The following is a 9,382-nucleotide window of genomic DNA, read 5'->3' as shown; positions in this document are numbered from 1 at the left end:
CAGCCCCGCCGACTACGAATCCGTTCACGCACCCGATAACATGGCTCAAGCCGCGTAATCACAAACCCCGTGTCCAACTTCCGGGGTCAAGGCCCCAGGAACCCGCTTCCGATTCACCATGCCGTCCGCACCGCTGGATGAAATCGCCTGCGAAGTCCTCACAGCCCAGCCCTGCAAACAGTTGACCTACAGCTGGAGATACCTGCAAGCCGTCCATCCCGCCCGATGGATTGTCGACTGGACGTTGCACCCGCAGGGGCGTGGCACCCGACTTCTGTTCACACAAAGCGGTTTCGATATCGAGGACCGTCGGCAGCAGATGGTGCGCAACGCCACGGAGCGCAGCTGGAAACGTCGCGTGTTGCCGCGACTCGGCGAGGTAATGAAACACTGACGCCGCGGCGTGCCGGTCCGGCAGAGGGGAGGTGGACGGGACGCCGCGGCGTGTATTCAGGTGGAAAAGGGGGCTGCCGGGGTGGAATGCCCTGGTGGCCCTGTACCTTCCCGCGTTATAGGGGCGGGAGGGTGACGGATGAACCTGTTTGGATGGATTTGGCCAACAGCTCCAGGAGGTTGTTGACTGCGCTTCCGGTCGTCATGAGGGGGCTAGCCGGGGACGATGGAGGTGGCGGAACCTGTGGTGATCAGGTGGGCCAGGGCCGCCAGGACGTCGGCGGCGCCGGAACCGGTGGTGGGCATGGGGACTCCTTACTGGGGGTGGATGGCTATTTGGGGGTGTAGCTGGTGGTGGAACCTGTGGCCAGGAAGGACAGGACCTGGGTGAGGATGGCGCCGTAGTCCACGGTGCCGGTGCCGCCGGTTGGCATCTATCTGTTCTTCTTTCTTCACTGTGCGGAACCTTTGTTCCGCAGTGCTATTCGGGATCGACGGCCATCGCTTCGATGAGCGACTTGGGCCGCATGTCGGTCCAGTGGGCTTCCACGTATTCGAGGCATTCCTGGCGGCCGGCGGGGCCGTGGGCGACGGTCCAGCCGCCGGGGACCGCGGCGAACACCGGCCATAAGGAGTGCTGGGCCTCCTCGTTGACGAGGATGTAGAACTGGGCGTCTTCGTCGTCGAAGGGGTTGCTGCTCATGGCGAATCACCTTTCTAGGCATGGTCTTTCGGGGTGGCGGTGGCCGCTCCGGAGACGGGGGCGTCGAGTACCCGCGCGATCTGGGCCAGGGACTCCGGAGTTGCCATCTGCCAATGGGTGGCGAACACGGCGTGGTTGTGCAAGGCGCCGTCGATGGCGTTCGCCCAGCCGGACACGCCCAGCGTGCCGGTCGGATCATCCAGGGCCGCGGTGAAATACAGCAGGTCGCCGTGGAACGGGCGCGGCCGGTAACGGTCGATGAGGGACAGCGACGCGACACCGCTGTCCACGATGCGGGCCAGGCGTTCCGCGCCCACCGAGGCGAAGGGCTCGGGCAGTTCCGCCAGCTTGGCCGCCAATGTCTGCGGGTCCAGGCCGTCCAGTTCGGAGGCATCGCCGAGCAGGCCGCCCAGCATTTCGCTGACCAGGATCTGCACCGAGGACGCCTCGTCGATCAACGGGCCGTCGCTGTCCAGGGAACTGTCCAGCATGGCCAGCGAGGCCACCCGTTGACCCTGATCCTGCAGCCGCACCGCGACCGCGTGCGCGATCACACCGCCCAGCGACCAGCCGAGCAGATGGTACGGGCCCTCCGGCTGGACGCGGCGGATCTCCGCGACATAGCGATCCGCCCAGTCCTCGATCGAATCCGGCAGCGGCACAGCGCTGCCCAGCGTCGGCGACTGCAGGCCGTAGATGGGCCGGGACTCGTCCAGGTGCGCGGTCAGGCCCGCGAAGGACCAGGCCACACCGCCGACCGGATGGATGCAGAACAGCGGGGCGCCCGTGCCGCCGGTACGCAGCGGCAGCAGCACGTCGAAGGCGCGCTCCACATCGAACTCCGCATTGCGCAGTCGCGCCGCCAAGCCGCCGGGCGTGGGATCGGTGAACAGCAGCAGCACCGGAATCTGCATCCCGAGCTTGCCACCCAGCTCCGCGGCCAGCTGCACGGCCAGCAGCGAATTGCCGCCGAGCTCGAAGAAGCTGTCGTCCAGGCCGACCCGCTCCACCCCGAGCACCCCGGCGAAGGCGGCGCAGGCCGCGATCTCCAGATCGCTGACGGGGGCCCGGTATTCGCGCGCCGCGAACACCGGTTCCGGCAGCGCCTTGCGGTCGAGCTTGCCGTTGGCATTGAGGGGCAGATCGTCCAGGACCATCAAGGCCGAGGGCACCATGTAGGACGGCAGTGCGGCGCGCAACGCGGCTGCCACCCGCTCGGTATCGAGCGCGGTGTCCGAGGCCGGTACCAGGTAGGCCACCAGCATTCCACTCTCCTTGTTCGGTCCTTCGTGAACGAGCACGGCCGCCTGCGCGATCTCGGGCGACGCCAGCAGCGCCGTCTCGATCTCGCCCAGTTCGATGCGGAAACCGCGCACCTTGACCTGGAAGTCGGTGCGGCCCAGATACTCCAGCTCTCCGCCGGAAGTCCAAGCCACCAGGTCGCCGGTGCGGTACATGCGCTCGCCCGGCGTGAAGGGACTGGCCACGAAGCGATCCGCGGTCAGATCGGGGCGCGCGAAGTAGCCGCGGGCCAACTGGGCGCCGGACAGGTAGAGCTCGCCCTCGACGCCGGCCGGGACCGGGCGCAGCCGCGAATCCAGCACGTAGACCTGCGAGTTCCACTCCGGAGCGCCCACCGGCACCGACAACCGATCCGCGTCGGTGACCCGGTGATTGGTGATGGAGACCGCGGCCTCGGTGGGGCCGTACAGGTTGCAGAGCTCGATCTCCGGGTAGGTGCGGCGGAACCGTTGCGCCACCGCCGCCGGCAACGCCTCACCGATGGCCAGTACGCGGCGCAGCGGCAATGCCGTCCGGGCGGCACCCGAGGTGGCCGTGGTGAGCAGCGCGTGCAGCATGGACGGGACGGCGTGCAGGGTGGTGACGCCTTCGCGGGCCATGAGGTCGATCAGATAGGCCGGGTCGCGGTGACCGTCCGGGGCCGCGATGACCAGCCGTCCACCCGAGACCGCGGCCGACCAGAACTCCCAGACCGACAGGTCGAAGGTGGCGGCCGTCTTCAACAGCACCGCGTCCTCCGCGCCGAGCCCGAATTCGGCTGTCTTCCACAGCAACTGGTTGACGATCGCCGCATGCGGGACCGCCACGCCCTTGGGCTTGCCGGTGGAGCCGGACGTGAAGATCACGTAGGCGGTGTGGTCCGGGCGCAGCGTGCCGCGGCGTTCGGCGGCCGTGATCGGCGCGTCGGAGTAGCCGCTCAGATCCAGCCGATCGATCGGCAGCTGCGCGGTGTCGACCTCCAAGTCGGCGCCCGAGGTCAGCACGGTCACCGGATCGGATGTCGCCAGGATGTACTCGATGCGGTCGGCCGGCTGATCCGGATCCACCGGCACATAGACGCCGCCCGCGACGGACACCGCGTACATGGCCACCACCAGGTCGACCGAGCGCCGCAATGCCAGCGCAACCCGGTCCTCCGGGCCGACGCCGAGCGAAATCAGGTGCCGGGCAAGGCGATTGACGCGCGCAACGAGTTCGCCGTAGGTCAGTTCGACCCGACCGGCCGGTAGACCTCGGTGCGCTGGCTTCGAAGCCACCGGCGTACCGGATTGCGACGCACTCGAAGCCGCGGATGTCCCGGATTGCACCGCACCTGCGGCCTCGGATGTACCGGTCTGCGCCACACCCGAGGTCGCGGGCGTACCGGTCTGCGCCGCACTCGAAGCCGCGCGTGTCCCGACTGTGGCCGGGGCGTCGGCGACCAGGGCGATGCGGTCCGGGTGCAGGGCCGCGGTTCGGTCCAGCAGCGTCGCCAGGGTGGCTGTGGTCTCCACCTCGTGTGCGGTGTCGTTCCAGGCGCGCAGGATTCGGGTGCGCTCGGGGGCGGCGAGGATTTCCAGATCACCGACCTGCGACTCCGGCGCCAACACCACCGCATTGAGGACGCGGCGCAGGCGTTCGGCGAATCCGGTCGCGGTGTCCTTGTCGAACAGGGCGGTGGAGTAGGTGAGCGAGGCGGTCAGCCCGGCCGGGGCGCCGTCGGCGGCGTAGCGGTCGGCTATCACCAGGTGCAGATCGAACTGCGAGATGGTGGTCTCGAAATCGGCCGCGCCGACCCGCAATCCGTCCAGTTCCAGTTCCGGCGTCTCCACATTGTTGAAGGAGAAGCCGATCTGGAACAGGGCGTGGCGGGCGGTGGAGCGGACCACGTCGAGCGATTCCACCAGGCGTTCGAACGGCACATCGGCGTGCGAGAAGGCGGCGAGGTCGGATTCGCGCACCTCGGCCAGCAGGGTGCGGAAGTCGGCGGCCGGATCCACCGCGGCACGCAGCACCAGGGTGTTGACGAACATGCCGACCAGGTCGTCCAGTTCGTGCTCACCGCGGCCCGCGATCGGGGTGCCGACCGCGATATCCGCGGTGCCCGACAAGCGGGCCAGCAGCAGCGCCCACGCCGCGTGCAACACCATGAACAGCGTCGCGCCCTGGGAATGACCCAGATCCACGAGCCGCTTGTGCAGATCGGCATCCAGATCGAACTCGACCGAGCCGCCCTCGGTGGACAGCACCGCCGGGCGCGGCCGATCCGACGGCAGGTCCAGCTGATCGGGCAGGCCCGCCAGCGCACCGCGCCAGAAGTCGAGCTGCCGCGCCAGCAGCGAGTTCGGATCGTCCTCGGCGCCCAGGCGAGCACGCTGCCACAGCGCGTAATCCGCGTACTGCACCGGCAGCGGCTGCCACTGCGGGGCCAGGCCCGCATGCCGGGCGGCATAGGCGGCCATCACATCCCGGGCCAGCGGGGCCATGGAGGCGCCGTCCGCCGCGATGTGGTGCACCACCACGACCAGCACGTACTCATCGGCAGTACCGGCGATCGAGTACAGCTGCCCGCGCAGCGGCACACCGGTGGTGACGTCGAAACCAGCCGAGACGAAATCGGTGATTACGCCGAACAATTCATCGGCGGCGACCGGAATCGGTTGCAGCGAGGGCAGTTCCACCTCGGACATGGGCAGGATGACCTGCACCGGGCCGGACTCGGTGAGCGGGTACACCGTGCGCAGCACCTCGTGCCGCGCCGCCACATCGGCCATGGCGGCCTCCAGGGCGGGGATGTCCAGCGCGCCGGTGAGGCGGATCGGCAGCGGCATGTTGTAGGCCGAGGAATCGCCGTCGAAGCGGTTCAGGAACCACATGCGCTGCTGCGGCAGCGACAACGGCACCGGACCCTCACCGGTGCGCGGCGCCAGCGCCGGGCCCTCGGAGAGCCGCACCGCGTCGGCGTCCACCGTGGCGGCCAGGGCGGCCACGGTCGGGAACTCGAAGACGGTCCGCATGGCCACATCGACGCCCAGCCGCGCCGACAGGCGGGCCGAAAGCTTCACCGCGCTCAGCGAATTGCCGCCGAGCAGGAAGAAGTTGTCGTCCAGGCCGACCCGGTCGGCGCCGAGCAACTGCGCGATGGTGTCGGCCACCACCTGCTCGACCACCGTCTCCGGCGCGCGGAACTCCGCGGTGCGGAAGACCGGTTCGGGCAACGCCTTCCGATCCAGCTTGGCCATCGGTGTGAGCGGGATGGCGTCGATCACCATGATCACGGCCGGGACCATGTAGGCGATGAGCGAGCGGCCCGCGAACTCGAGCAGCTGCTCGGTGTCCACCACCCGACCGGCGGCGGGCACCACGTAGGAGACCAGGGAGACGTCACCGCTGCGGCCGGTGTGGCCGACGGTGACCGCGAATTCCACGCTCTCGTGGGCGATCAGCGCCGCGTCGATCTCCCCGAGTTCGATGCGCAGGCCGCGCACCTTCACCTGATCGTCGGAGCGGCCCAGGTATTCGAGGGTCGGCTCGGTGCTGCCCGCGATCGGGCTGCGCACCCAGCGCACCAGGTCACCGGTGCGGTAGAGCCGGCCGCCGGGTGCGCCGTACGGGTCGGCCACGAAACGGTCGGCGCTCAGCGCGGCACGCCCGTGGTAGCCGCGGGCCAAGCCCGGACCACGCAGGTACAGCTCGCCCGCCGCCCCGTCCGGGACGGGACGCAGCCGGGTGTCGAGCACCACCGCGGACTGGCCGTCCACCAGATCACCCAGCACCACACGGCCGTTCGGCGGCAGCGGGTAGCTCATGTGGCTGATGATGGTGATCTCGGTGGGTCCGTAGCCGTTGTACAGCTCGCGGGTCGCGCCCCAGCGGTCCACCAGATCCTGGCCGAAGCCCTCGCCGCCGACCGTCAGATACGGCATGCCGCGCAGGGTTTCCGGGTCGAGGGTATTGATGACGGCCGGAGTGAACACGCCGTGCGTGACACCCTCGGACTCGATGAGCTCCTTCAGCTCCGCACCGCCGATGATCTCCACCGGCGACACCACCAGCGCCGCGCCGACCGGGAAGGCCATCAGGATTTCCAGGATATTGGCGTCGAAGCTGGGCGAAGTACGGTGCAGCACACGGGAACTCGACGTGGTCGGCGAATGCCGGTGATGCACGCCCGCGATGCCGATGATCCCGGCATTGCCGACCACCACACCCTTGGGGCGGCCGGTGGAACCGGAGGTGTAGACCATCCAGGCGGCATTGTCGACGTGCACGGGGCGCACGAGCTCCGCCGGGGCGATCCGCTCGCCGGCCGCGTCGGCCAGCCGCAGCTGGGTCGCCGGATCGTCGATCACCAGCCAGGTGCAGGTGTCGGCGGGCAGCCGGTCGGCGTACTCGGCGATCGTGATGCCCACGGGGGCACCGGAATCGGAGAGCATGAAACCGATGCGGTCGGCCGGATAGGTCGGGTCGACCGGCAGGAAGGCGGCACCGGTCTTGGCGACCGCGAACAGCGCCACTACCGAGTACACCGAGCGCGGCACCGACAGGGCCACGAAATCCTCGGCGCCGACACCGTGTTCGATGAGCAGCCGGGCCAGACGCGAGGACATCGCATCCAGTTCGGCGTAGCTCACCTGCTCGCCGCGGTAGATGAGCGCGGGGGCGGCCGGATTCAGATCGACGGCCGCGCGCAGGATTTCGGCCAGCGACATCGGCTCCAGCGCAACCGGACCGCGGCGGGCCAGGATGCCGGCCCGTTCGCCCGGGGACAGCACCTCGACGCTGCCGATGGTGCGGGTGGCGTCCGCGGTGACCGCGCCCAGCACCCGGCCGAAGCGGCGCAGCAGATCCCGGGCGGTGGACTCGTCGTAGAGGTCGGTGGCGTAGACCAGCTCCACCACCAGATTGCCGTCCGAGTCCAGGTCCTGGCCGACCGAGAAGGTGAGATCGAACTTGGCGACGCTGTCGTCGAAGTCGACCGGCTCCAGCACCAGACCGGGCACGGCGTGCGTGCCGTCGTCCAGGTCGAGGTAATTGAGCGAGACCGTGAACAGCGGGTGCCGGGCCTGCTCGGCCACCACGCCCAGCGCGCTCACCACCCGCTCGAACGGGACGGCGGCGTGCGCGAAGGCGGCCAGGTCCGTGGTCCGGCTCTCCGCCAGCAGTTCGGCGAAGGTGCGGTCGGCGGCCGGGCGGGTGCGCAGTGCCAGGGTGTTGACGAACATGCCGACCAGGCCGTCCAGCGCGGGCTCGTCGCGGCCCAGCACCGGGGTGCCGATGGCGATGTCCTCGCTGCCGGACAGGCGGGCCAGCAGGGTCGACAGGGCCGCGTGCAACACCATGAACGGCGTCGCGTGATGCTGCTTGGCCAGCTCACGGACGCGCTGGCCGATACCGCCGCCGATCCGGCCGCGCACCACCGCGCCACGGAAGGAGGCGACCGGCGGGCGCGGGCGATCCGCGGGCAGGGTCAGCTCGTCCGGCAGGCCGGCGAGGGTCTCCCGCCAGTAGTCCAGTTCGGTTTCGCCGACGGTGTCGAGCACCTCGTGCCGCCACAGGGCGTAATCCGCGTACTGGACCGCGAGCGGCTCCCAGGCGGGTTCGACGCCCACGGTGCGGGACAGGTAGGCCAGCACCACATCCCGCAGCAGCGGATCAGTGGAGGCGCCGTCACCGGCAATGTGGTGCAGGACCGCGACCAGCACGTGGCTGGTCTCGGACTCGCGCAGCAGCATGGCGCGCAGCGGCACCTCGGTGGTGACATCGAAACCGGCGGAGGCGAATTCGTAGAAGCGCTCCACGACCGAACCGGTGATCTCCTCCAGCGGCAGGTCGATGACCGTGCCGGCGGGCAGGATCTCCTGGCGGCCTTCGCCGTCGGCGTCCATCGGGTAGCGGGTGCGCAGCACCTCGTGCCGGGTCATGACATCGGCCATGGCGGCGCGCAGCGCCTCGAAGTCGATATTGCCGATGAGGCGCACCGCGAACGGGATGTTGTAGGCCGGTGAGGCCGGATCCAGGCGGTTGAGCAGCCACATGCGGGTCTGCGCGGGCGAGAGCGGAATCCGCTCCGGGCGCGGGACCGCCAGCAGCGGCGGCAGCGTGCGCTGATCGGCGCCCGTCACCACCGGCGCCAGCGTGGCGACGGTCGGGAACTCGAAGATGGTGCGGACGCCGAGATCGCAGCCGAAGGTGGCATTGATGCGGGCGACGAGGCGCATGGCCAGCAGCGAATTGCCGCCCAGCCCGAAGAAGTCGTCGTCCGCGCCGATCGGGGCGGTGGCGCCGAGCAGTTCGCCGACCAGACCGGCCAGCACCGCCTCCGCGCCCTCGCGGGGTGCGCGGAAAGTGGTTGCGGCGGCAGTGAACTCGACCTTCGGCAGGGCCGCGCGGTCCAGCTTGCCGACGCTGGTGCGCGGCATGTCCTTCAGGACCACCAGGTGCGCGGGGACCATGTAGGCGGGCAGCAGCGCGCTGGCGTGCTCGAGGACGGTGTCCGCGGAAAGCCCGGCGCCGGAGACGTATCCGACCAGGCAATCGGTGCCGCTGCTGTCGCGATCCAGCAGGACCACGGCATTCGCGACGCCCTCGGCCGCCAGCAGCGCGGCCTCGATCTCGCCGAGCTCGATGCGCTGGCCGCGCAGCTTCACCTGGAAGTCGTTGCGGCCGAGGTAGACCAGGTCACCCGCGCGGTTCCAGCGCACCAGGTCGCCGGTGCGGTACATGCGCTTACCGGCCACGCCGAACGGGTCGGCCACGAAGCGTTCCGCGGTGAGTCCGCCACGCGACTGGTAGCCGCGGGCCAGCTGGTCACCAGCCAGGTACAGCTCGCCGATCACGCCGGTCGGGACCGGGCGCAGGCGGGCGTCGAGGACGTAGGCGCGGGTGTTCCAGTTCGGCAGGCCGATGGCGACCTCGTAATCCGGGTCCGCATCGGTGAATTCGTGATAGACGGCCGAAATGGCCGCCTCGGTCGGGCCGTACGCATTGTGGACCGCGCCGCCC

2 protein-coding genes and 1 pseudogene (1 of these 3 running past the window's edge) are annotated in these 9,382 nt (G+C 69.6%); 1 reads left to right on the top strand and 2 read right to left on the bottom strand.

The annotated features are described in order from the left end of the window. Positions 1-103: 103 nt before the first annotated feature. Positions 104-394 (top strand): annotated as a pseudogene (locus ACH438_RS44805) (SRPBCC domain-containing protein); the annotation flags it as partial. A gap of 480 nt (positions 395-874) precedes the next feature. Here the strand turns inward: ACH438_RS44805 and ACH438_RS44800 are convergent. Together ACH438_RS44800 and ACH438_RS44795 are read right to left on the bottom strand one after the other, a co-directional pair. Beyond that, the gene (locus ACH438_RS44800; RefSeq protein ID WP_397017153.1) at positions 875-1,096 is read right to left on the bottom strand and encodes an MbtH family protein; all 222 of its coding nucleotides are present in this window, start codon (positions 1,094-1,096) and stop codon (positions 875-877) included. 14 nt (positions 1,097-1,110) lie between these two features. Further along, positions 1,111-9,382, bottom strand: the end of a protein-coding gene (locus ACH438_RS44795) for a non-ribosomal peptide synthase/polyketide synthase (RefSeq protein ID WP_397017151.1). It continues 11,111 nt past the right edge of the window; only the last 8,272 of its 19,383 coding nucleotides appear in the window; its start codon lies beyond the right edge, outside the window; it ends in the stop codon at positions 1,111-1,113.

Source organism: Nocardia sp. NPDC020380 (assembly GCF_044386975.1).
Taxonomy (GTDB): Bacteria; Actinomycetota; Actinomycetes; order Mycobacteriales; family Mycobacteriaceae; genus Nocardia.
The sequence above is the reverse complement of the archived record's forward strand: the minus strand, read 5'-3'. Positions and strand labels throughout refer to the sequence as shown.

Bases quoted from the DNA above. Each gene is read 5' to 3' on its own strand.
- ACH438_RS44800 (WP_397017153.1), bottom strand. From the start codon at position 1,096: ATGAGCAGCAACCCCTTCGACGACGAAGACGCCCAGTTCTACATCCTC.